The sequence below is a fragment of the Coprobacter secundus subsp. similis genome, from assembly GCF_015097275.1.
GTDB lineage: Bacteria > Bacteroidota > Bacteroidia > Bacteroidales > Coprobacteraceae > Coprobacter > Coprobacter secundus.
The window spans coordinates 3087081-3112007 of sequence record NZ_AP023322.1 but is presented as its reverse complement, the minus strand read 5'-3'; the positions used below and the strand labels follow the sequence as shown (position 1 = coordinate 3112007).

The following is a 24927-nucleotide window of genomic DNA, read 5'->3' as shown; positions in this document are numbered from 1 at the left end:
AACAATAGATATGGAAGGAATCAAATCTATCCCCAAAGGAGATAAATATATTTGGGGTATTTATTTTGTCCTTTGCATTATTTCCATTTTGGAGATATATAGTGCATCGAGCACCCTGACTTACAAGATACAGGATTATTTTGCACCCACTGTAAGACATGCATTATTTCTGTTTTGCGGAACAATAGGTGTGCTCATTATACAAAATATCCATTATAAATGGTTCAAGGGAGTAGGTCTGCTCCTCTTGCTGATTTCTTTCATCTTGCTTATTTATGCCTTAGTTGCCGGACAAGTCGTAAACGATGCCAAACGGTGGATTTCCTTTTTCGGAATATCCCTTCAACCATCTGAGTTTGCCAAATTAGGAATGGTAATATTCACAGCTTTCATTCTGGCTAACAAACAACGGCCAAACGGTGTAGAAAAAAACACATTCACAATTATTTCTTGCACAGCCGGAGTATTCTGCCTGTTGATTTTTCCGGAAAACTTTTCAACAGCATTTCTTCTAGCATCTGTCATATTCTGTATGATGCTTATAGGTCGCGTAGAACTGAAAAAACTTTTCGGCATGGTAGGAATCATCGTTCTTGTGGGAGTACTTACATATCTCCTCGTACCTCATTTACCTAAGGAATGGACACTCTTTGATCGTGTGACCACTTGGGAAAACCGTGTCGACCAGTTCTTTCACGGCAGTGAAATACCCGAATATGAAGTCAAAACCGTAGATGGAAATTATCAGGTACATCATGCCCGTATGGCCATCGCCAACGGTGGAGTTTTCGGTAAATTCTGGGGAAACAGCCGGGAACGTGATTTCCTGCCACAAGCTTATTCCGACTTTATTTATGCAATTATAATTGAGGAAATGGGATACATTGGTGGCATATTTGTTATGTTCCTGTATATCTCTTTACTGATACGAGCAGGCATGATAGCGAAAAAATGTACTCGGGCATTTCCAGCATTTCTCATATTAGGAATTGCTTTAATGATTGTATTTCAGGCAATTATAAATATGGCTGTCGCTGTGGGGTTGATTCCTGTTACCGGGCAACCACTACCACTTATCAGCCGAGGCGGGACTTCCACCATCATTACATGTCTTTACTTCGGCATTATGCTAAGTATCAGCAGATATGCAACAATCGAAGGTATTGAAGAAGAGAAAAAATTAACCGGGACTGTAACCGAAATCCCAGAAGATCTTTCGGCTCCCAATCCCAATATGATGTAAAATATATATGGAAAATCATATCAAAGTACTCATTAGCGGCGGTGGTACCGGAGGACATATTTTTCCGGCCATCTCTATCGCCAATGCTATAAAAGCAAAAATACCTGATGCCGATATCCTCTTTGTAGGAGCAGAAAATCGGATGGAGATGGAAAAAGTTCCGGCAGCCGGATATAATATCATAGGTCTACCTGTTTGTGGATTTGATAGGAAAAACGTGCTTAAAAACTGCAAAGTCGTTGTTAAACTATTACAAAGTATAAATAAAGCCCGAAAAACAGTAAAACGATTCCAACCCGATATTGCTGTTGGAGTTGGAGGTTATGCCAGTGGTCCCACACTATGGGCTGCTGCACACATGGAAATACCGACAGTCATCCAAGAACAGAATTCGTACGCAGGAGTGACAAATAAATTGCTAGCATCCAAAGCAAAAAAAATTTGTGTCGCTTATGACAATATGGAAAAATTTTTTCCGAAAGAAAAAATTGTAATAACAGGAAATCCGGTTAGACAGGAATTACTTAACAAGACAATCAGCCAGGAAGAAGCTGTACGTTTCTTCAACCTTGACCCAGAGAAAAAAACAATATTAGTCATAGGAGGGAGCCTGGGAGCCCGCACTATAAATGAAAGCATACTTGATTGGATAACTCGGTCAAAATCCGATGAAGTACAAATCATCTGGCAAACCGGAAAAAACTTTGATGCAAAAGCTCAAAAAGCTTTATCTCAAAAAATTAGTCACCACATAAAGCAAATGCCTTTCATATCCCATATGGATATGGCGTATAAAGCTGCAGATTTGGTCATTTCCCGAGCTGGAGCAAGCTCCATATCCGAACTTTGCCTATTAGAAAAGCCGGTCATTTTAGTTCCATCTCCCAATGTAGCAGAAGACCACCAGACAAAAAATGCACAAGCCTTGGAATACAAAGGTGCTGCCATTCTCATTCGAGACAACGAAGCTCGAGACAAGCTCATGCAAACAGCATTGGCCGTCATAAGGGACAACGATAAGCTGAAAAATATGCAAGACAATATAAAAACGTTGGCTCAAGAAAATTCTGCTGCAAGAATCGCTGATATTATCATCCAAATTGTCAACGAAAGGAAAAAATAAAAATGGAAAATTTTACATCTCTTTATTTTATAGGAGCCGGAGGTATCGGCATGAGTGCCTTGGTACGCTATTTTTTAGCAAAAGGATACCATGTAGCCGGATATGACCGTACTCCCTCCGACCTCACCGAAGCCCTAATAAATGAAGGGGCAGAAATCGTGTATGATGAAAACTCCGCACTCATCCCCGAATACTGTCGCCATCCTAAAACAACACTGGTCGTATATACCCCTGCTGTACCGGAAAGCCACAATGGATTTTCATATTTTCGAGAAAACGGATTTACTATTGTAAAGAGAGCCAAACTTTTAGGTATGATTACCCGTACAAGCAAAGCGCTATGCTTTGCCGGTACTCACGGAAAAACAACAACTTCGAGCATGGCCGCGCATATATTGGCTCAATCACCCCTCGAATGTAATGCTTTCCTTGGCGGTATTTTGAAAAATTATAACAGCAACCTGATACTTTCCAATACCAGCGAATTTACCGTAATCGAAGCAGACGAGTACGACAGGTCGTTCCATCAATTATCTCCATATATGGCTGTAATTACAGCTACTGACCCCGACCATCTGGATATTTACGGTACGGAAGAGGCATATCTTGAGAGTTTCCGCTATTTTACATCATTGATACAACCAGGAGGAGCCTTAGTCATAAAAAAAGGTATCAAAGTACAGCCCGACGTGCAAAAGGGAGTGACTATATACCAATACTCGGCAGACAACGGGGGTGACTTCCATGCCCAGAATATTCGCATCGGAAAAGGAACGATTATATTTGATTTTGTTACTCCCAAAGAAGTTATTTCAGATATAGAGCTGGGAGTTCCGGTGAAAATCAATATAGAAAATAGTGTCGCTGCCATGGCCATCGCCTGGCTAAATGGTGTTGACGCAGTAGATATACGCAAGGCCATGGCATCTTTCAAAGGAGCAAAACGGCGTTTCGACTTTTGGCTGAAAACTGCCAATATAGTGATGATAGACGACTACGCTCATCATCCCGACGAACTAAAAGCCAGCATCACCTCTGTCCGAGCTTTATATCCTGACAAAAAAATCAGCGGTATCTTCCAACCGCACCTATATACCCGTACAAGGGACTTTTACAAAGAATTTGCAGCAGCACTGTCACTCCTTGACGAACTAATCTTATTAGATATATATCCGGCCAGGGAACAACCCATCCCCGGAGTTACATCCAAGCTCATCTTTGACAAAGTAACATGCAGCAATAAAGAACTTTGCCATAAAGATATGTTGTTAGAAAAAATAAAACAACGTAACTTTGAGGTCCTAATAACTCTTGGTGCCGGAGACATAGACCGGATGTTACCGGCGATAAAGGAGATATTGTCAGCCTGATGAAAAAGATATTTAAGTACATACTCGTAAGCCTGATGCCTATCTATTTGATTGTAACACTGGCCCTTTATGCTCCCGAAACCGGGAACATAAAATGCACACGCGTTCACATCGAGCTAGCAGACAGTCTGGAGACCCATTTCACTTCAGTAAAAGAGATTCAACGGGAAATTATGGATAAAGGAATAAACCCGATAGGAAAACTTTATTCACGAATAAACACCGAAAAAATGGAAAATGTACTTAAAAAAAATCAACTTATTGCCTCTGCCGAATGCTTCAAAACTCCATGCGGCACTGTACATATAAGACTGACCCAACGGATACCCATACTCAGAGTCATAAGTAACGGGGAAAATTATTATATCGACAAAGATGCCCAGATAATGCCTACTTCGGGAAACTTTACTGCATATCTTCCACTTGCTACAGGATACATAAATAAAGCATATGCAAAAAACAAATTATATCCTTTAGCCTGTTTTCTTGACCAAGATGAGTTCTGGAATGCTCAAATAGAGCAAATCTATGTCTCTCCTGAACAAGAGATTGAATTAATACCAAGAGTGGGTGATAATTTGATACTTTTAGGAAAAATAGATAACTTTGAACGGAAACTGGCAAATTTACGTTGTCTTTATGAACAAGCTCTGCCTAAAGTAGGTTGGAACAAATACGATACTATAAACATTAAATACGAAAACCAGGTGATATGCACCCGGAGAGCTTTATAACAAAACGCTATGGACGCAGAAAAATATATTGCAGCAATTGAACTCGGAACCTCGAAAATCATAGGTATAGTAGGACAAAAAAACGAGGATGGCACTCTACAGGTGTTGGCAATCGAACGAGAAGAATCATCGGGATGCATAAAACGCGGATGTATTCAAAACGTAGAAGAAGCGGCCAACCGGGTAAAAAAAATCATTACAAAGTTAGGGAATCGAGTCCCTGGCTCCATCAATAAAATGTATGTTGGTGTCGGAGGACAATCGGTACGTACAATCAGCCACAAAGTACGCAGGCGCCTGGCCGAAGATACTCCGGTAACAGAAGTATTGATAAACTCTTTACATGCCGAAAGTCGTACATTCCCGGTATTCAACGCTGAAATCATGGATGTCGTCCCAAATGAATATTTAATAGACAATCATCTTGAAACTAATCCTGTAGGTACATTTTGCTCCGATATTGAAGCCAATTTGAAACTTATTATCGGGAGACCATCTATAAAGAAAAATATAGAACGGTGCCTATTCGAACGCAGCAAAATGCAAATTGCCGGCTACATCATCTCTGCACAAGCCACAGCAGCAGCATTGCTTACCAGTAATGAAAAAAGCTTGGGCTGCGCATTAATTGATTTCGGGGCCGGAACAACTACTTTGTCCATATATAAAGACGATTTGCTCCGATATATGATAACAATCCCATTCGGAGGGAAAAATATAACGAAAGACATCGGGACATTAAATGTTTTGGATACCGATGCTGAAAAACTTAAAATTGCATTCGGTAGTGCAATCAGCACTCCTATTACGGAAAAAGGCATTCGGCAATTAGGCATAGACGGACTCGATTCCTCAAAAATAAAATACCAGGACCTCTGCCATGTAATAGAAGCCCGTATCGAAGAAATTGTGGAGAATGTAAAAGAGCAAATTGACGCTTCGGGATACGCCGACCAGCTTTCGGCTGGAATTATTATTACCGGTGGGGCATCCCAGTTACGAGAACTACCCGAATTGCTTCACCAAAAAACCGGATTAGAAGTAAAAAGAGGTACTTTGCAAAAGAATATATCATTCGCCAACCGTACCGAAGCAGGAAATCCGGCATACTCTCAAGCAATAGGACTATTATTGCTCGGAGAAGAAAACTGTATGACTAAAAAAGTCTCCGTAACCGAGACTGAATCAGAAGTCGTTACACCTCCGGTTCAAAAAGAAAAACCGAAAAAAACGCCCAAGCCACCTAAAGATCCAGACGGTCCTTCTTGGTGGAAAAATCTAAAAAACAAGGCAGAACAACTTTTTGACGAAAATGATGCCAAACTTTCTTAATAACGAATCATAAAAACAAAAAAGTAATTTAACAATATACAACCATGGACGAATTGACGGATAACTTACCGTGGGATTTCCCCGGACCACAAAGTACTCCTTCCATTATAAAAGTAATCGGAGTTGGAGGTGGAGGTGGAAATGCTGTAAGCCATATGTATAAAGAAGGTATACAAGATGTAACGTTCGTCTTATGTAATACCGATAACCAAGCCTTGTTACGATCCGAAGTCCCCCGCAAAGTGCAACTGGGGAAAACAACGACCGAAGGCCTTGGAGCAGGGAACCGGCCTGAACGAGCTCGACTGGCAGCTGAAGAAAGCATCGATGAAATAAAAGACCTTTTCAACGATGGCACCAAGATGGTATTCATCACTGCCGGTATGGGAGGAGGAACAGGAACCGGAGCCGGACCGGTCATTGCAAAAATAGCAAAAGAACTAGATATTCTTACTGTCGGTATCGTCACCATACCTTTCCTGTTTGAAGGAGAACGCAAAATATTGCAAGCACGCGAAGGAGTGAAAGAAATGGAACAATATGTCGACGCGCTATTGGTTATCAATAATGAGAATCTACGAAAGATATATCCCGACCTTGACTTTCTTAACGCCTTCGGCAAAGCCGATGATACACTGACTATCGCAGCCAAAAGTATTGCAGAAATTATCACAGTAGAGGGACATATCAATCTGGACTTTGCCGATGTAAACTCTATTCTCAAAAACGGAGGTAAAGCCATCATGAGCTCTGGTTACGGCTCCGGAGAGAAACGTGTATCAAAAGCTATTCAAGATGCCCTTAATTCTCCGCTTCTCAACGACAGCGATATATACGACGCTAAAAAGATACTATTCAACCTCTATTTTAGCAGTACCAACCAGATAAAAATGGAAGAAATAAACGAGGTAAACTCTTTCATGGCAAAATTTGGGAAAAATGTTGAAGTTATTTGGGGAGCAGCCATTGATGACAGTCTGGAAGAAACCGTAAAGATTATCATACTGGCTACAGGATTCAAAGACGGGGCATCCATGGCTTCACAAAACTTTATCGATCCGTTCGAACAGCAAAACGAAGAATCCTTCAATGATACACAAGATTCTATCACAGAGATGTATGGACCCGAAGCTGCAAAGGAAATAGAAAGGAACAGGGTCAGAGCATCTTTTATGATATTAAAAGCTGAGCAAATGGACGACGATGCTTTACTTGAATTGCTCGATAAGTCCCCTACATACAATCGCGACCCACAATTTGCTGCCCGTTTAGCCATCAACAGCAAATCGGGACAAAACAACGAATCGGCTCCGTCAGCACCCCAATCATCCGCCAATACGAATACAGCGGGAACAGCAGAAGGAACAATACGTTTTTAAAATAGTATAACATCATTAAAATCAGAATATAAAATGAATTTATTTGATCAAATCAGCAATGACATAAAAAATGCCATGCTGGCCAAAGACAAACTGAGACTGGAAACTTTAAGAGGAATAAAAAAAGAATTTCTGGAAGCAAAAACGGCTAAAGGTTCAGACGGTGAGCTATCTGATGACATAGCGATGAAAATACTGGTAAAAATGGTAAAACAGCGTAAAGACAGCGCTCAAATATATATAGAACAAAATCGTCCAGAATTGGCAGAAAGCGAATTAGGCGAAGCTAAAGTCATTGAAGAATATCTCCCGAAACAAATGACTGAAGCAGAACTGGAAGCCGAATTGAAAAATATTATCGCTGAAGTAGGTGCAACATCTGCCAAAGATATGGGAAAAGTAATGGGTGTTGCCAGTAAAAAATTGGCCGGACGTGCCGAAGGGAAGGCTATCTCTGCCAAAGTAAAAGAACTATTAGCCTGATAAATATCAGACATATCACAAATACAAACATCATATTTATATGTTAACACTGGCTGCAATAAAAGAAAATCCGGAAGAAATTGTCCGGAAATTAGCCAAAAAGCATTTCGATGCCAAAGAGCTTATTAATAAAGTATTAGATTTAGATAAAACCCGACGCAACTCCCAATCCGAATTAGATGCACGTCTGGCAACTCTGAAAAACCTTTCGGGCCAAATAGGCAAATTAATGAAAGAAGGTAAAAAAGAAGAAGCAGAAAAAGTAAAAACCGAAGTTGCCAGTTTAAAAGAAGGAAATGTTGCATTAGAATCGGCTATGAACGATGCAGAAAAACAGATTACTGATATTCTGCTTTCTATCCCGAATACTCCTTGTGATGCAGTTCCTGAAGGCCGTACAGCCGAAGATAATATTGTGGAAAAAAGCGGTGGAACAATTCCCGACCTTCCGGAAGACGCTCTTCCTCACTGGGAACTGGCAAAAAAATATGACCTCATCGACTTCGAATTAGGAGTGAAAATCACAGGAGCAGGATTCCCTGTATATAAAGGGAAAGGAGCTCGCCTTCAACGTGCTCTCATCAGTTTCTTTCTGGACAATGCGCGGGAAGCCGGTTATCTCGAAATACAACCTCCTTATGTCGTAAATGCAGCATCCGGATACGGAACCGGACAATTGCCCGATAAAGAAGGACAAATGTACCATTGTAACGAAGACGACTTGTATTTGATACCGACAGCCGAAGTCCCGGTCACCAATCTGTACCGTGATGTTATCTTAAATGAATCGGATCTGCCTATAAAAAATACAGCATACTCTGCATGCTTCCGCCGAGAAGCCGGCTCTTACGGTAAAGATGTACGAGGGTTGAATCGTCTCCACCAGTTCGATAAAGTTGAGATTGTCCAGATACAACATCCTGACCATTCTTATGAAGCTCTTCAGGAGATGATTGACTATGTACAAACGTTAGTCGAAAAACTCGAACTCCCGTGGCACATCCTTCGCCTCTGCGGTGGAGATATGAGTTTCACATCTGCCATTACTTTCGACTTCGAAGTATTCTCCGCTGCCCAAAAACGTTGGCTGGAAGTAAGTTCGGTATCCAATTTCGAAAGCTACCAAGCCAACCGTCTGAAATGCCGTTTCAAAGGCACCGATAAAAAAACAAGACTGGTACACACTTTGAATGGCAGTGCTCTAGCTTTACCTCGTATAGTTGCCGCATTATTGGAAAATAACCAGACTCCCGAGGGTATACGTATCCCCAAAGCCCTAGTCCCTTATACGGGATTTGACATTATTGACTAATCTCAATTGTTCCATACTCATCAAAAACCGCCAATGAAAAATTTCTTTGGCGGTTTTTATTTGGTTGGCTCTCGGCATCCACCAATATCAAGCAAATAATAATCACACTAAATATTTACATACATCGGCAATTTATAAAAAAATTAGTTTTTACCCAAAAAATCGTCTCTACTAAACGATTTTTCTGAAAATTCAATCATCTTGAGCCTTTTGACGTTCGTATTCAATAGCAACTTCACAAAGTTCATTATACCACACTTCTCCAAACTTTCGAATCAATGGTTCTTTCAAAAACTGATAAACTTTTACACCCTCTTTACGCCCCAAAACTTCAGCTGCTTTACAAATTTTCCAACGGTTATAATTCACTGCAGTAAAACCACTATATTTCTTCGTCCGTATCGGATACAAATGACAAGATATGGGCTTATAAAAATCGATGCGCCCTTCTTTATATGCTTTTTCTATGGCACAATAACACATACCATTAGCCCCGTAACAAGTAAAAACACAATCCTTACCATTTACTATAGATGTAACCACATCTCCCTCCTGGTCGATATAAGCAACTCCTTGTTCTCGAATGACAGACTGTGCTGCAGGTAACAAATCATCCCAAATAACCGGTAATATGTCTTTAAGTTTTTGCCGCTCCTCTTCCTCCAAAGGTGCACCGGCATCTCCCTCAATACAACAAGCCCCCAGACAGGCTTCCAAGTTACATATAAATTCCTTCTCAATAACATCGAGACTAACTAATGCATCTCCTATTTCCAACATAACAGGTTCCATGTATAATAATAAATAACGGACAATGAGTAACGGCATTTATCCGCTGCCCGTTGTCCGCTACTATTTAATCATCGATAACTATTCAGTCTTTAATCAAACAACGTCCGGTCATCTCTTTCGGTGGAGTTATTCCCAATATATGACAAATTGAGGGAGCCACATCGGCCAATATTCCGTCTTCGACTTTTGCATCCTTATTGTCTGTCACATACACAAACGGTACGGGATTCAAAGAATGTGCGGTATTCGGAGTCCCGTCCTCATTCAAGGCATGGTCTGCATTACCATGATCTGCAATAATAATAGCTTCATAACCGTTAGCTTTAGCCGCTTCGATAGCATCTTTTACACAAGCGTCAACAGCTACCACAGCCTTTTCTATCGCCTCATAAACCCCTGTATGACCGACCATATCACCATTGGCATAATTTACAACGATAAAGTCATATTTATTTTCATTGATAGCAGCAACCAATTTCTCTTTCACTTCATATACACTCATTTCGGGCTTAAGATCATAAGTCGCTACTTTAGGAGAAGGAACCAGAATACGGTCTTCACCTTCATATGGAGCTTCACGGCCACCATTAAAGAAGAATGTTACGTGTGCATATTTTTCCGTTTCAGCAATATGTAATTGCTTCAATCCTTTAGATGCTATAAACTCACCCAAAGTATTCACAACATTTTCCTTGTCGAAAAGAATATGGACACCCTTAAATGATGCATCGTAAGGTGTCATGCAATAATATTGCAAATCAGGAATCGTGTGCATACCAACTTCAGGCATATCCTGCTGTGTAAGGACAATCGTTAGCTCTTTCGCACGGTCGTTCCGGTAATTGAAGAAAATAACGACATCACCCTCCTTTATCGTTCCGTCAAAATTCGCATTTACGATAGGTTTTATAAATTCATCAGTTACTCCTTCATCATAAGACTCTTGCATAGCCTGAACCATACAATCAGCTTTCTTGCCCACACCGTTCACTAGTAAATCATATGCTTCTTTTACCCGTTCCCAACGTTTATCACGGTCCATAGCATAATAACGACCGATAATAGAAGCTATCTTGCCTGCACTCTTATCGCAATGTGCATACAATTGTTCTATAAACCCTTTCCCACTTTTAGGATCAGTATCTCGGCCATCCATGAAACAATGGATAAAAGTATTTTCAATCTGATACTCTTTAGCAATATCACAAAGTTTAAATAAATGCTCCAAAGAACTATGTACCCCTCCATCTGAAGTCAGTCCCATAAAATGGATATTCTTTCCATTTTCCTTAGCATATGTAAATGCAGAAATAATTTCCGGATTTTTCAATATACTATTATCTGCACAGGCCCGGTTAATCTTAACTAAATCTTGATATACAACACGTCCCGCACCAATATTCAAATGTCCTACCTCCGAATTTCCCATTTGTCCGTCAGGCAAACCTACATTTTCGCCCGAAGCTTGTAATTGAGAATTTGGATAGTTTGCCAGCAAAGAATCCCAATAAGGAGTAGGAGTATTAAAGATAACATCATCTTTACCGTGGTCGCCTATTCCCCACCCATCGAGAATCATCAAAAAAGCTTTCTTGTTCATTTGTGTATCTGTTTTATAGTTTTATATCCTATTTTTTCGGATACAAAGGTACGAAAAAGTATGCGATATTCAGAAATATACTACCAGTTACTTTAGTAAATGTTTTCAAGAAGAATTCGGCATAAAACCCTCGCAATATGCCAAACAAGAGAAAAGCAATTAAAATATATTCTCTTTTGTGTTGCACATGGTTACTCTATAAAATAAAGGCCGCTTTGAAAATTTTCAAAGCGGCCTTTATTTTGCCTTTGACAGAAAAAATTATATTCTTTTTTCTTTGATACGGGCTTTCTTTCCGGTAAGGGCACGCAAATAGTACAATTTAGCACGACGCACTTTACCGACTTTATTTACAGTAATGCTATCAATGAACGGAGAATCCATTGGGAAAATTCTTTCCACACCTACATTTTCCGACATCTTGCGAACTGTAAAACGCTTTTTGTCACCGTGTCCCGAAATACGGATAACAACGCCCCTATACTGCTGGATACGTTCCTTGTTACCCTCTTTGATACGGTATGCAACAGTAATAGTATCTCCGCTTTTGAATTTCGGATGCTCTTTACCGCTGGCGAATGCTTCTTCTGCAATCTTAATAAAATCCATTTTTAATAGCTATTTAAAATGTTTGTACTGAAACGTAATATAACAGGTCTCTCTTTCCTGACAGAGATTACGAAAAGCGGTGCAAAGAAACAATATATTTGTCAGAAAACCAAATAGAAGCAAGAGAATTTTACAATAATAGTTAATACTCGTTTAAAAGCCTGTTCAAATTCTATAGAAACTTTTTTCTTTTATTTTCATTCTCTTTACAATACAAATAGATAGTTTTCCTCTTCCCAGATAAACCACCGCAGTAAATAAATAAAAGTTAATAAGTGACCAATAGCTTCTCCCCCAAACAAAGTTTTCTTATTTTCGCAATACTTAACCGATAACTGAATAATTCTTATTATATATGAATACCTTTTCTCTGTCTCGGAAAAGTCCGTTCAAAACCATATTTAAATACGGGCTTTTATTCTTTGCTTTCGGCTTATTTTCTCAAGCACAAGCTATTGATAAAACGATTGTTTTTATTCATACAAACGATACACACAGCCAAATCGAAGCTATTTCTAAGAATGCATCTAAAAACGCCGACATGGGGGGGGTATTACGAAGAAAAGCTTTTATCGACAGTGTGCGTGTTGCCGAAAAAAATGTAATCCTTGTCGATGCTGGTGATTATGTACAGGGAACTCCTTATTTTAATTTCTTCAAAGGGAAAGCCGAAATCGACCTGATGAACAAAATGGGCTATGAAATAGCTACTTTGGGCAATCATGAGTTCGACAATGGAGTAGAAGCCCTGACTCAAATGTTAACTCCTGCCAAATTTGACATCGTTTCGGCCAACTATGATGTCAATAACACTCCTTTAAACACTCTGGTAAAACCATACGTGATAAAAGAGATAGACGGAGTGAAAATAGGGATTATTGGCTTATGTGTAGACCCCAAAGGCCTAATCGATAGTAAAAACTGTGAAGGAATCATTTACAAAGACCCCATAAAAACGGCTAACGAACTGGCTGCTAACTTAAAAAAATCGGGAGTAGACCTGATTGTCATTCTTTCCCACTTAGGATTAGAAACAACCCCAGGAGATAAGGAATTGGCCGCAGCCAGTAAAGATATAGATATTATAATAGGCGGTCACAGCCATACTTTACTTTCAGAAGCCATTAAAGTAAAAAACCTTTCGGGAAAAGATGTCCTTATCGGACAAACCGGAAAAAGCGGATTAAATATCGGACTCATAAAAGTCAAACTCAAAAAATAACCAATTCAGAGAAACAAATATGAAAACCATACTATACACACTACTGTCGATATTTCTGACATTTACAACATCGTGCAATTCGCCGCGTTACCGCGTTATCGAAACAGAGGGACACACTATACCTATGGATAGTTTGCAGAAAGAGACAAATGATACAGACTTCATTGCAGCCGTAGACAATTATAAAGCTCAAGTCGACAGTATTGCCAATCAGGTTATCGGTCATTCCGCCATTTTCATGGATATACAGAGGCCGCAAAGTCTTTTATCAAACTATACATCAGACTTACTATGTGACAAAGTCAGCGAATATTCCAAAGAAAAATGTGATTTTGCTATTATGAATATCGGTGGCATACGCACCTCCTTAAATAAAGGGGAAATTACGATAGGAGATATTTTTAATATATTTCCTTTCGAAAACTCCTTATGCTTGATAAAGCTAAAAGGAAATGATGTAAAAAAGATATTCGAATCAATCGCTTCCCGCGAGGGTGAAGGCGTAAGCAAAGAAATACAAATGACCATCACTTCCGATAATAAAATCAAGAATGTGACGATAAACGGGAAAAATATCGATGATAATCGGATATATACGATAGCCACCATCGATTATTTGGCCAATGGCAATGATGGCATGGATGCTTTCAAAAATGCGACAGAACGCAAAGATATACCCGTACATTTAAGAGATGCAATGCTCGATGAAGTTAAAAAACAGGAAGCTGCAAGTAAACCATTGAACTCTAAGATGGATAATCGGTTAATATATGAGAAATAAATCCTAAAACAAAAGAAATTACTCGGAATGAAAAAAGCAGGGCTACTAATAATATATCTAATTTGTTTATCGGTCCATTTGTTTTCTATGGGAAAAGAGCCGTCGTTATATCGCAATATCGATGAAAAACAAATGGAACATTGGGTAGACTCTGTATTCGATTCCATGACGTTTAAAGAACGAGTAGGGCAACTTTTTGTTTTAGGAGTAGACGTCAACCTTTCTGCTCGTAACAAAGAGTTAGTAAAAAAATACATACAAGAACTCAAAATCGGAGGCATTCTGTTTACTAAAGGAACAGCAAAAGCCCAGGCCGAACTGACAAACTATTGTCAATCACTGAGCAAAGTCCCACTGATGATTACTCTTGACGGAGAATGGGGGCTATCCATGCGTCTGACCGACACACCCAAGTTCCCCATAAACATGACATTAGGAGCAATAGAAAATGATAGTCTTATATATGCTTACGGGAAAGAAGTAGGACGTCAGTGCCGCCGGATGGGAATCCATGTAAATTTTGCTCCGGTACTGGATGTCAACAGTAACGAAAATAATCCGGTAATCGGGCGTCGCTCTTTTGGAGAGTCGCCTGAAAAAGTAGCTCACAAAGCCATCGCTTACGCCCGCGGCCTTGAAAGTGAAGGAGTTTTGTCGGTAGGTAAACACTTTCCCGGGCATGGGGATACCTCTGACGACTCTCATAAGACTCTTCCAATAGTTAACCAAACACGGCACCATCTGGAAAAATTCGAACTCGTTCCTTTCAAAAAATACATCAACAGCGGTCTGGGCGGGCTCATGGTCGGCCATTTGAACGTACCGGCTTTCGACAATTACTCTCAACTCCCAGCTTCACTTTCCCCGGCTATCACCGATACTTTGCTACAACAAAAAATGAAATTCAAGGGTCTTGTTTTTACAGATGCATTGGAAATGAAGGGGGCATCAGAATTTCCAAATCTGGCAGCCAAAGCTTTATTGGCAGGAAACGATATTTTATTGAAACCCCTCTCCCCTATCACTAAAATGGATGAATTGCTAAAAGCGATAGATGACGGAGTAATACCTCATTCTCTCATTGAAGAAAAATGCCTTAAGGTTTTAAGATATAAATACATTCTCGGACTCAACCACTATTCTGCCATTCCTTTAAAGAACCTGAACGAAGACTTAAACACTAGACAAACCCAGTTATTAATACAGGAACTATATGCGGCAGCCATCACAATACTAAAAGATACCAAAGAGATTCTTCCGTTAAAAATGCTGGGACAAAGAACCATCGCAGCAGTAGCTGTCGGAAAAAACGATGAAACCCCATTCCAAAAAATGCTGGGAAACTACGCCTCTGTCGAACCCATTTCCTTAACCGGGAAAATGCCTACGGCCAAACAATCCGAAATTATATCACAATTGGATAAATACAACACAATTATTGTCGGTATTCATTCAGGGAAAAAAGCAGATATAACTCTGGCCCGACGTATTTGTCAGAACAGGAATACGATACTCGTTTTCTTCACTTCTCCATATCAAATCAAAGGATACCAAGATGTTATAAAAAAATCACAAGCTGTAATTCTGGCCTATGAAGATAATGCAACGGCACAGGAATATGCTGCCCAAATTTTGTTCGGGGGATACGGTGCACAAGGCAAACTCCCGGTCAATATCAATAATCTATTCACCTTAGGCAAAGGTACTGAAACCCAGGCGACCCGTTTAGGATACACTCTGCCGGAAGCAACAGGGATGAATAGTGACTCCTTGGACAAAATCGCTCCTATAGTAAAAGAGGGCATCTCTGCCAAAGCTTTTCCCGGATGTCAGATATTAATCGCACACAAAGGAAAAATCATATATTCAAAATCATTTGGTTACTTCGACTACGCCGGTACTCATCCAGTACAAAATACCGATGTATACGACTTGGCATCCGTCACTAAAGCCACAGCTACTTTACCTGCAATCATGAAATTATATGATGACCATAAATTATCTTTTCATCAAAAATTAAGCAATTACATCCCTCAGCTAAAAGCGGATACACACAAAAAACAAATCACTATAAAAGATGCTCTTTACCATGAAACCGGGCTGGCAAGCACCTTATCGGTATTTCCCCTATTTCTGGACAGAAACTCTTACGGAAATCATTTGTACCAAAAGAAAAGAGACAACGACTATCGTATACAAATAGACCGCCAATTATATGCGCATAAAGATGCCCGACTACGCAAAGATATGTTTTCTACCAGCCGGTCAGATACCTTTCCCATAAATATAGCAGAAAACTTATATGCCACCCCCAAAGTTCCCGATACATTATTTACCTGCATTGTAAAATCTAAAACAAGAAACAATAAAAACTATTTATACAGTTGCCTTAATTTCATACTATTACAAAAAGCAGTCGAAAACATAACCCAGCAACCTCTGAATCTGTTTTTAAACAAAAATTTCTATGCCCCCTTAGGAGCTACAACTACAACATACCTACCGCTTACACATATCAGCAGAGAACGAATCGCCCCAACTGAGAACGATGCTTTACTAAGAAATCAAATTATTATCGGTTACCCACACGATGAGTTGGCTGCCTTCTCCGGCGGAGTAAGCGGAAATGCCGGTTTGTTCTCAAGCGCCAATGATTTGGCTAAACTTTTACAAATGTATCTCAATCAAGGAGAATACGGTGGAGAAAGATATATTTCTGCCCATACCGTCGCAAGCTTTACCAGGGCCAAAAGTGAAAATAGTCGTAGAGGATTAGGCTTTGACAAACCCAATACCAATAAACCGGAAGCCAGTCCTACCTGCCCCGAAGCACCAGCCTCCGTATACGGCCATACAGGATTTACCGGTACAGCTTTTTGGGTCGACCCGGACAACGACCTCATATTTATATTTTTAAGTAACCGGGTATATGCCCATAGATGGAACAAAAATCTAATGACCCTGAATATACGTCCTCGCATCCAGTCGATAATATACAGTGCTCTAAAATGACAGTAACTATATAAAACAATCCCCCTATCTGAATTGGATAAGGAGATTGTATAAAATTAGATTCAATTTATCAATGAAACCTCACAAAAGGAAATATTAACAATTATTTTTTAACCAACTTATAATCTCGACTTTCATTATTGTCGGTTAATTTTAATATATATACTCCTGGCATAAATTCAGTTGAATGTACAACTAAAGTTTTAGCACCGGCAACTTTCGAAAATACACAAACGCCAGACATATTATATATCTGAATCAGTGAGCCTGCCGATATGCCATTGACCATAAAACTACCTGTAAAAGGATTTGGATAAATATGAATACCGTTGTTCCACTCATTTGTCAAACTACTAACTAAAGAAAATTCTGCATCAATTACAATATTCTTTTTTACAGTCTGAAGATAAACTCCATCTGATAATAAATCTTTTATCTCATTGTCATTCAATAACAAAGAATGTAACTCATAACCGTCATTTGCAACGGGCTTGATTGATAATACAGTGCCATCCTCTACTTTACTGTCATTACCCAACAATTCGCCTAATACTCCGTTCTCAGATATACGTACTTCTATCACTCCATTTTCAACTTTTCCCATTGTCAGAGTATGTACTCTTTTAAATGACACAGAAATTCTCAAATCTTTTGTAACTTGATGCTTATAAATGCCGTCCTCCAAAAATCCTATCTGTTCATAACCATTTATTTTTAAAGAAGACACTTTATAATTTTCATCAGAAACGGGTTTAATCAACACTACCGCATTTTCCTGTATCTTATCACCATTTTGCAAAAGCTCATCCGAATCTTCCAAACGTATTTCTATGCTCCCATTTTGAGGCTCATCAATAGCCAGGCTATATAAAGTTGCAAATTCTGCAGAAATCATAATATTATCCTCACCTTCCATTACGGTATAAGTATATGTTCCATCTGCCGATTTTATATCTTCCCCATTTACCTTGACAGATACCAACTGTAACTTATTAGGTATATCAGAATAAGCATCGATAATCAACTTAGTCCCTATCTCTATTTTATCTCCGGAATTTACAACTACAGGCATAATAGAACCCGATTTTCTATAATACACATCCAAATGAGCTCCTATTTGACTTGGTGTTTCAATAAGAATTGTACGTGGCAATTGTACATGCTCCTCTATCATCACCGGAATATCATATACCATACCTTTATCTACTTCACTACAAGGGCCATCCGAATATGCAGGATCTGACGGGTTTTTACGATTATGCCATGCATCGGTATATTTAATACGTATACAAGTTTTCCCGATTTTGGCATCAGCAGGTACCTGAAACTCTTGTACGATATTTTCCATCTGTTCTCCATTACTCCAATTATTCGTCACGGAAGGAGCACATTCACCCACCATTGCTACACGCTCGCCATCGGCTTCTGTAAAGTCTCCATCTCCATTCCAGTCTGCAAAAATTTCAGCATGTGTATATTTCAACCCATTACTGGCGGCATTGTTCCCTGCAAAAGAAATGGTAAATGTAGAAGACTGTTCTACAGTCAGGGCCTGATTCAATTTCGTATAGACAGCCGTAAGCGGGGCATTAGCTGTATAGTTGATTTCTTCCGTTCCTTCTTTTGCCCCTACAGAAGTAATTGCCGTAAGATATCTTTCATTAATCTTCGTTCCTGCGGGAATACAATATTCCGGACCAGCATCTTCCAAACGTTCAAATTCTACAGTAACAGTAGTAATCCCTGTTACTGTGAACGTGTTAACTCCTGCTGGTAGAGGTGTGCCATTAATCAAAATACTTTTCAATCGATAACCTTCAGCAGGAATAGCTTCAACTGTCAGGATTGTATTCTCTGCAATATTTATGCCACTAATTACCTCTGCATCTCCATTCAATACCTTTAACGTACCTTGAACTTCATCTGGTGAAGTTATAGTCACCGGATAGCGAGATGCCACATCCGGGAAATTAACCAAAATTCCGTCGTGACCATGTCCCGAGATATCCGGTACCGTCGTGCCCGATATATTTGCAAAATCATAAGCAGCAATAAGACCCTCCGTATTCTCACCTACAACAGACGTCATGTCGGCAATAACTTCTTCTCTTGTCAACGCTTTACTATAAAAACGTACATCATCCATCTCCCCATCCATAAAATATGAGGGAACCGATAATGCTCCATTCTCATTGAGCCATCCGGCTCCGACTAAAATATCAAAATTATTGGCCAAAGGTTTTGTTTTAAACGCACCGTCCAATGTTTTATTTTCTTTTTCTACTCCGTCAACATAAGCTATCGTTTTATTATTCACCGCATCGTAAACCCAAGTCAAATGAGCCCATGTATTCTCAGGAAAAGAAATCCCAATGCCATGACCTTTTCCTCCCCATGGATCGCCCTGAGGAGACAAATTCACTGAATACTTTGTATTACCGCTACCATCACCCCATAATTCATAACCGGTTGTACCACTATTGTTTGTTCCTTCATAAGAACGCTTTGCTACAAAACGGCATGTACTACCTGTAAACCCCATTTTTACCTTACAAGTTACTGTAAATGTACCTCCTATTTGTGGATTCAGCTCTTCGGCATTAGGAATACGCATATAACGGTCGACACCATTCAATTGTAATGTATTACTCACTTGAGGAGCCGGTTCTGCATTCCCCGTCAACCAATCCATCGTAAAACGATAAAAAGCAAGTTTAAATCCATCATCACCAGGCAAACTCGAATCCCATTTACCTTCTTCTACCAAAGCACCAATACTACCATCCGGTAAAACAGCCAGAGAAGAATAGGCCGAATATCCCTCAAATAATTGCCTTTTTACTTTCCAAGATTGGCCTTCGTCATAACTCAAATAAACTGTAACATTTTCACGAGTAGTAGAACTCGCCGGCAAAGAATGCAATAGGCAACTTTGCCCATCAGAGGAATACGAATAGCGAATAATATCCCCATTACAAGCAGGGTCGTCCAAATCGGAAACCGTATAAGACCGTCCCCATGTCTCCCCCCTATCTGTAGATTTGCAAAATTTTCGATATCCCTTATTCGGATTTCTGATACTCATCAATATATCTCCATTTTCAAGTTCTACAACTTTAGCCTCATCCCCAATAGTTTCCGCAACACCAGACACATCCCATGTATCTCCTCCATCATCCGAATAACAAACATAATTATAAAGCGGACCATTTGAGCGACTATCCGGTCGAACAGCCAACACAAACATTAAACGCCCGTCTCTCAATTGCAGTGCATTGCCAGAACCGGCAAAAGCGGCATACCAATCGGAATGCTCTTTATAAATCTGGTCGGTAATAGCCCGGGGAGCACTCCATGAAATTCCATTATCCATACTCTTTGAGATATAAATACCCTGCCGATTCGAAGGAGCTGCTGTCCATAAACCCTGGTCACCGACAAAAATGCAAAGTAAATGCCCGGAGTTCTTATCCAATACCACAGCCGGGTCTCCATACGTTTTACCATTACCACCTTGCGCTACCACGACCGGAGCCGACCATGTCTTTCCATAATCAGTACTACGTCTCGATACAATACTGATTGTATTGGGCAAGTCCTGCAACGAATTGCCGCGTTTATCTACTACCGCAATTAAAGATTTATCTGCAGCTACTGTCAAAGCCGGAATACGGTAATATTTGGAACCGTCATAGTTCATATCAAAAACCAACGTCCGCTCCGGTAAATTTTGTGCTACTAAATAGGATGAACACAAACATAACAAAAAGAACAATACAAATTGTGTGCTTTTTTTCATGATATTACTATTTTAAATTAAAAAATTAATTTTTGAGGCAAATATAAATAAAAATATTTAATATAATAACTTTAATTATAAAAAATATATATTGTGCTTAACTGATAAATATATTTTTAATATAAAAATAGTGCAGAAATAATAGATTTAAGTATTTTCTCGCGATTAATCAATTTTTTTTATTTTATAGAATACCAAGAAAAAATCCTTTAAATACTCTCTAACAAAAAAGAGAAGAAATAATTAAGACAATAAACCATAGAGCTATTTATCAAAAAATAAGGGATGTGCCGATTGGCACATCCCTTATTTTTTACTTTAATTTCATATCATTCTGCAGGGTGAATTGCTCCGGTCGGACAAGCGTCTGCACAAGTACCACAATCTGCACAAACATCCGGATCGATTTTATAAATATCACCTTCAGAAATAGCTTCAACGGGACATTCACTAATGCAAGTACCGCAAGCAATACAATCTTCACTAATTACGTAAGCCATTGTTTTAAAGTTTTATTGATAAATAGTACTAATTATGTCCTGCAAAAATAATGGATTTTTATCATTATCTCCAAAAAATAGATACTTTTTATGCCTTATTTTATCTCAATATAAATTAGACTAAAAGTAAAGCCCATAATAAAACTCTATCGATATTTATAGTAAGCCCAGATTCTCAAATTTATTCCAAAACCTGATTATGTAAATCATAAAGCAACTTTAAAATGTTATCTTTGCAAACAATAAGCATCAGCATTTACCGTTTAATAGGTATATTTTTCGAAAATAATATGTCCAAACGTTCGCTAATATTTTCTTTATTACTATTCTTTACGTTGGGAGTTCAGGCTCAACGAAACAAAGTACAACGTTTGCCATATATTGACCAAAGACTTCTACATTTCGGATTTTCGATAGGTACTCACGTTCAAGATCTCCGTTTTGTAAACAGAGGGGAACCCGGCGATAACGGAGAAACCTGGTATGCAGAAATTCCCAGCTTTTCTCCAGGATTTAATGTAGGGTTGGTCAGCGACTTATATCTTTGTGAATATCTAAATCTCCGCTTTTGTCCCACTATGTATTTTGGAAATAAAACCATCGAAATGCGAGAGAATACCTCTGACGAACGAAAAATCGTAGATATAAAATCAAACTACCTTTCTCTTCCCATAAGCATAAAATATGGAGCTAAACGCTTGAACAATTACCGCCCCTATATCACTGCCGGAATAAGTCCTACTCTGGACCTTGCCAAAAAGAAAAATGACATATTGCGTTTGAAACCATACGATACTTACTTGGAAATAGGATTTGGATGTGATATCTATTTACCCTTTTTCAAGCTTATCCCCGAACTAAAATTCTGTTTCGGATTGGGCAATATGCTTGAAAAGAAAAGAAATGACCTACAAGACCCACTCGATTATAAATATACTCAATCTCAGAAAAAGATTACCTCCCAGATAGTAGTCCTTTCATTTTATTTCGAATAATATTTTGAAATTAAAAATATTTAACATACAAATTCTTGCAGATAGGACAGATTATTGTACCTTTGCACTCACAAACATCGCGGGGTGGAGCAGTGGTAGCTCGTTGGGCTCATAACCCAAAGGTCGTCAGTTCGAGTCTGGCTCCCGCAACTAAAAAAGAGCGTCAAGTGGTTGACGCTCTTTTTTTATGTCTATCATTCTGGCCTTATCATTTCTGATTTGTATGCAAGCAGGCTTCAACTAATTTATCCAAATCATCTAACGGAGATACCGGACATACCCTGAATCCCATTTCCCAACCAGCCTCAATATTTGCCGGACTGTCATCCAGATACAAAGTTTCTTCAGGCTTCAACCCAGCATCCTTTATCACATAATCGAAAAATGCTTTTTCAGGCTTCGAAGCGCCTATTTCATAAGATAAATATAACTTATCAAAAAAGTCATCTATCGTATGACCTCCGTCCTTAAACAGATGCTCCTTGGTATAATCCATATGGATTTTATTAGTATTACTCACCATATACACTGAATAATTTTTACGTAGCCCCAATAGCAAATCCAGCTTATACAACGGAATGTCTTGTATTATCGCATTCCATGCAGCTCGTAATTCTTCATCTGTTGCCTGCAAACCCAAGGAAAAGTTCAGATTATCAAAAAACTCACGTTCTGTAATTTTTCCATTTTCCAAATCACGAAACATCCCGTCAAAAGACCACGATGCCGGGACAATCTCATCTGCAATTTCTGCACCTAAAGCACGAAATGCAGCAACAGCCTTTTCTCGACTTAGGGTTACCAAAACTTCCCCAAAATCAAAAAGCAAATTCTTTATCTTCATATTTTTATATATTGTTTCTTTCGATATTAGTATTTAAAACTGCTCCCTCCCAAAAACTCTCTCAACAATGAAGTCGGAGGTATTTCATGCTCGGCCAATGGCAAAAAGAAGTCAAGAAATTTCAATAACCGGTTGGCCTCCCCATATTCTGGACAATCACGAGGGACAGCACTCAATATAGGAGTTGCATGACGTTTCATTACAGCCAGTTCAAACAACAAGGAAGAATTGAACATTGCGTCGGCATTTTCCTGATAAGGAAATATCCATTTTTCTTCACCTCGCCGGACACTCGGCCATCGAGCAATCGTGCTTTGCGCAGTACTACCCCGATATTTATAATCGCGAATGATACGCCGAAGCAATCGATTATCACCTGTAGGTATCCAATTATGATCATCTATTGATATGGATGTCAAAGCCGATACATATACCCGATATTTCAATTTATTTTCTATCTGCGGTGTCAAGTCAGGGTTCAACGCATGTATACCTTCTAAAATCAGAACCGATGCTCTATCCAGCTTCAGTTTATTGCCTCGATAAATACGTTTGCCCGATTCAAAATTATACGTAGGCATATCCACTTCTTCACCTTTTAACAAGCGATTCAAGTCTTTATTAAATAGCTCCAAATCAAGAGCATAGAGTGATTCATAATCATAATCTCCACTCTCATCTTTCGGCGTATTTTCCCGATTAACAAAATAATTATCCAAAGAGATTGTTACCGGACGCAACAGATTAGTCATCAATTGGATAGATAAACGTTTAGAAAATGTTGTTTTTCCTGAAGATGAAGGTCCAGAAATAAGGATAACACGAGCCTCCCCGTTCTTACATTTCTCTGTAATCTCATCTGCAATACCCGCAATTTTTTTTTCGTGCAGAGCCTCTATAACTTTTATAAGATCAGTGGCTCTTCGAGCCAAAATAGCCTGATTCAGATTTCCAACATTCGAGAGACCTACAATATGATTAAAGCGTACATATTCCTCGAAAGCCTTCAACATTTTCTCTTGTCGTACAATTTGAGATGTCACTTGCGGATTGTCCACCGAAGGAGGGACAAGAAGCAATCCCCCATTATATTTTATCAAATCAAACACTTTCAAATATCCGGTCGAAGGGACAAGGCAACTATAATAGTAATCTATCAGATTATCAAGACGATAATAGATAGTATACAACGTCCTCGAAGTTTCCAATAAAGCTACCTTATCTTCCATTCCCTGACTTCGGAATATCTCAAGCGCTTCTTTAGTCGGACATTCAATTCGTTCAAAAGGCATATCTGCATCAACAATTTCCCTCATCCGCTGTTTTATACGGATAATGCTCTCCTCTGAAATCTTATCTTGAACATTAATTTCACAATAATATCCTTTCGATATAGAATGCTCAATACGCAGTTGCATCCCCGGCATTATATCTTCTATAGCCTTATACAAAACAAAGCATAACGAACGGACATAAGCACGGGAGCCCGAACCGTGAGTAATATCTATAAACTCTATCTGCTTAGGATTATATACACAATAATTAAGGTCTTCTGTCTTATTATTCACTCTGGCACACAAAACCTGATGGGGTAATTCAACTCCCAACAATCGGTATATCTCAAGTAAAGTCAACCCTTCACGCACTTGTACCGACTTCTGTAAATTCACGCAATAAATAGTTATATCTTTCATGCATCCTCCTTCTTCAAAAACAAATATTATTTTCCTTTTTTACATTGAATAAATATTGTATTTACATTAAAATTCAAATATATAAACTTACGGCAAATCACTT

General features: G+C 39.1%; 19 protein-coding genes and 1 tRNA gene. 13 read left to right on the top strand and 7 right to left on the bottom strand.

Going from position 1 to position 24927, the window contains the following annotated elements; translation table 11 throughout:
• The first annotated feature begins 10 nt into the window (after window positions 1-10).
• Genes Cop2CBH44_RS12420 through serS form a run of 8 tightly spaced genes read left to right on the top strand, consistent with a single transcriptional unit; the run spans window position 11 to window position 8976 of the window.
• A complete protein-coding gene (locus tag Cop2CBH44_RS12420; RefSeq protein WP_021930833.1) occupies window positions 11-1243 on the top strand; it encodes an FtsW/RodA/SpoVE family cell cycle protein in 1233 nt (410 codons plus the stop codon).
• Window positions 1244-1250: 7 nt separating this feature from the next.
• Window positions 1251-2366 carry an undecaprenyldiphospho-muramoylpentapeptide beta-N-acetylglucosaminyltransferase gene (gene murG, locus Cop2CBH44_RS12415; RefSeq protein ID WP_055097416.1) on the top strand — a complete coding sequence of 372 codons (1116 nt, stop codon included), beginning with the start codon at window positions 1251-1253 and terminating at the stop codon, window positions 2364-2366.
• 2 nt (window positions 2367-2368) lie between these two features.
• Window positions 2369-3736, top strand: a complete 1368-nt coding sequence (gene murC / locus Cop2CBH44_RS12410; protein ID WP_200754928.1) for a UDP-N-acetylmuramate--L-alanine ligase — start codon at window positions 2369-2371, stop codon at window positions 3734-3736.
• Complete coding sequence (locus Cop2CBH44_RS12405; protein ID WP_021930836.1) at window positions 3736-4470, top strand: cell division protein FtsQ/DivIB; 735 nt, start codon at window positions 3736-3738, stop codon at window positions 4468-4470. Before murC ends, Cop2CBH44_RS12405 begins: the two co-directional genes overlap by 1 nt.
• Window positions 4471-4479: 9 nt before the next feature.
• Complete coding sequence (gene ftsA / locus Cop2CBH44_RS12400) at window positions 4480-5802, top strand: cell division protein FtsA (RefSeq protein WP_021930837.1); 1323 nt, start codon at window positions 4480-4482, stop codon at window positions 5800-5802.
• Window positions 5803-5846: 44 nt separating this feature from the next.
• On the top strand, window positions 5847-7181 hold the full coding sequence (gene ftsZ / locus Cop2CBH44_RS12395; protein ID WP_074024165.1) for a cell division protein FtsZ: 1335 nt from the start codon (window positions 5847-5849) through the stop codon (window positions 7179-7181).
• Between the two features lie 33 nt (window positions 7182-7214).
• Window positions 7215-7664, top strand: coding sequence for a GatB/YqeY domain-containing protein (locus tag Cop2CBH44_RS12390; RefSeq protein ID WP_021930839.1), 450 nt, complete (start codon window positions 7215-7217; stop codon window positions 7662-7664).
• 40 nt (window positions 7665-7704) lie between these two features.
• The gene (gene serS, locus Cop2CBH44_RS12385) at window positions 7705-8976 is read left to right on the top strand and encodes a serine--tRNA ligase (RefSeq protein ID WP_200754927.1); all 1272 of its coding nucleotides are present in this window, start codon (window positions 7705-7707) and stop codon (window positions 8974-8976) included.
• 192 nt (window positions 8977-9168) lie between these two features.
• Here serS and Cop2CBH44_RS12380 read toward each other — a convergent pair whose 3' ends face one another.
• From Cop2CBH44_RS12380 to rplS, 3 genes are all read right to left on the bottom strand, one after another.
• Window positions 9169-9756, bottom strand: coding sequence for a DUF3109 family protein (locus tag Cop2CBH44_RS12380; protein WP_200754926.1), 588 nt, complete (start codon window positions 9754-9756; stop codon window positions 9169-9171).
• Between the two features lie 94 nt (window positions 9757-9850).
• Window positions 9851-11368, bottom strand: coding sequence for a 2,3-bisphosphoglycerate-independent phosphoglycerate mutase (gene gpmI / locus Cop2CBH44_RS12375; RefSeq protein ID WP_200754925.1), 1518 nt, complete (start codon window positions 11366-11368; stop codon window positions 9851-9853).
• Window positions 11369-11629: 261 nt separating this feature from the next.
• On the bottom strand, window positions 11630-11977 hold the full coding sequence (rplS, locus tag Cop2CBH44_RS12365) for a 50S ribosomal protein L19 (protein ID WP_021930844.1): 348 nt from the start codon (window positions 11975-11977) through the stop codon (window positions 11630-11632).
• Between the two features lie 355 nt (window positions 11978-12332).
• Here rplS and Cop2CBH44_RS12360 point away from each other — a divergent pair, with 355 nt between their 5' ends.
• Genes Cop2CBH44_RS12360 through Cop2CBH44_RS12350 form a run of 3 tightly spaced genes read left to right on the top strand, consistent with a single transcriptional unit; the run spans window position 12333 to window position 16992 of the window.
• Window positions 12333-13199 carry a bifunctional metallophosphatase/5'-nucleotidase gene (locus tag Cop2CBH44_RS12360; RefSeq protein WP_074024157.1) on the top strand — a complete coding sequence of 289 codons (867 nt, stop codon included), beginning with the start codon at window positions 12333-12335 and terminating at the stop codon, window positions 13197-13199.
• 19 nt (window positions 13200-13218) lie between these two features.
• Complete coding sequence (locus Cop2CBH44_RS12355) at window positions 13219-13980, top strand: 5'-nucleotidase C-terminal domain-containing protein (RefSeq protein ID WP_074024154.1); 762 nt, start codon at window positions 13219-13221, stop codon at window positions 13978-13980.
• A gap of 27 nt (window positions 13981-14007) precedes the next feature.
• Window positions 14008-16992, top strand: a complete 2985-nt coding sequence (locus Cop2CBH44_RS12350) for a serine hydrolase domain-containing protein (protein WP_200754924.1) — start codon at window positions 14008-14010, stop codon at window positions 16990-16992.
• Window positions 16993-17095: 103 nt separating this feature from the next.
• Here Cop2CBH44_RS12350 and Cop2CBH44_RS12345 read toward each other — a convergent pair whose 3' ends face one another.
• Together Cop2CBH44_RS12345 and Cop2CBH44_RS12340 are read right to left on the bottom strand one after the other, a co-directional pair.
• On the bottom strand, window positions 17096-20791 hold the full coding sequence (locus Cop2CBH44_RS12345; RefSeq protein ID WP_200754923.1) for an exo-alpha-sialidase: 3696 nt from the start codon (window positions 20789-20791) through the stop codon (window positions 17096-17098).
• Window positions 20792-21120: 329 nt separating this feature from the next.
• Window positions 21121-21291 carry a 4Fe-4S ferredoxin gene (locus Cop2CBH44_RS12340; RefSeq protein ID WP_021930849.1) on the bottom strand — a complete coding sequence of 57 codons (171 nt, stop codon included), beginning with the start codon at window positions 21289-21291 and terminating at the stop codon, window positions 21121-21123.
• A 290-nt stretch (window positions 21292-21581) separates the two neighbouring features.
• Between Cop2CBH44_RS12340 and porT the strand changes: the two genes are divergently transcribed.
• Both porT and Cop2CBH44_RS12330 read left to right on the top strand, forming a co-directional pair.
• Window positions 21582-22286 carry a type IX secretion/gliding motility protein PorT/SprT gene (porT, locus tag Cop2CBH44_RS12335; RefSeq protein WP_055100312.1) on the top strand — a complete coding sequence of 235 codons (705 nt, stop codon included), beginning with the start codon at window positions 21582-21584 and terminating at the stop codon, window positions 22284-22286.
• 78 nt (window positions 22287-22364) lie between these two features.
• Window positions 22365-22436 (top strand) — tRNA-Met (locus tag Cop2CBH44_RS12330).
• Between the two features lie 58 nt (window positions 22437-22494).
• Here Cop2CBH44_RS12330 and Cop2CBH44_RS12325 read toward each other — a convergent pair.
• Both Cop2CBH44_RS12325 and Cop2CBH44_RS12320 read right to left on the bottom strand, forming a co-directional pair.
• Window positions 22495-23130 (bottom strand): HAD family hydrolase, encoded by a 636-nt coding sequence (locus tag Cop2CBH44_RS12325; RefSeq protein ID WP_200754922.1) that lies wholly within the window; start codon window positions 23128-23130, stop codon window positions 22495-22497.
• Window positions 23131-23156: 26 nt separating this feature from the next.
• Window positions 23157-24824: a nucleoside kinase gene (locus Cop2CBH44_RS12320; RefSeq protein WP_200754921.1), complete on the bottom strand. Its 1668-nt coding sequence runs from the start codon at window positions 24822-24824 to the stop codon at window positions 23157-23159.
• Between the last annotated feature and the right edge of the window lie 103 nt (window positions 24825-24927).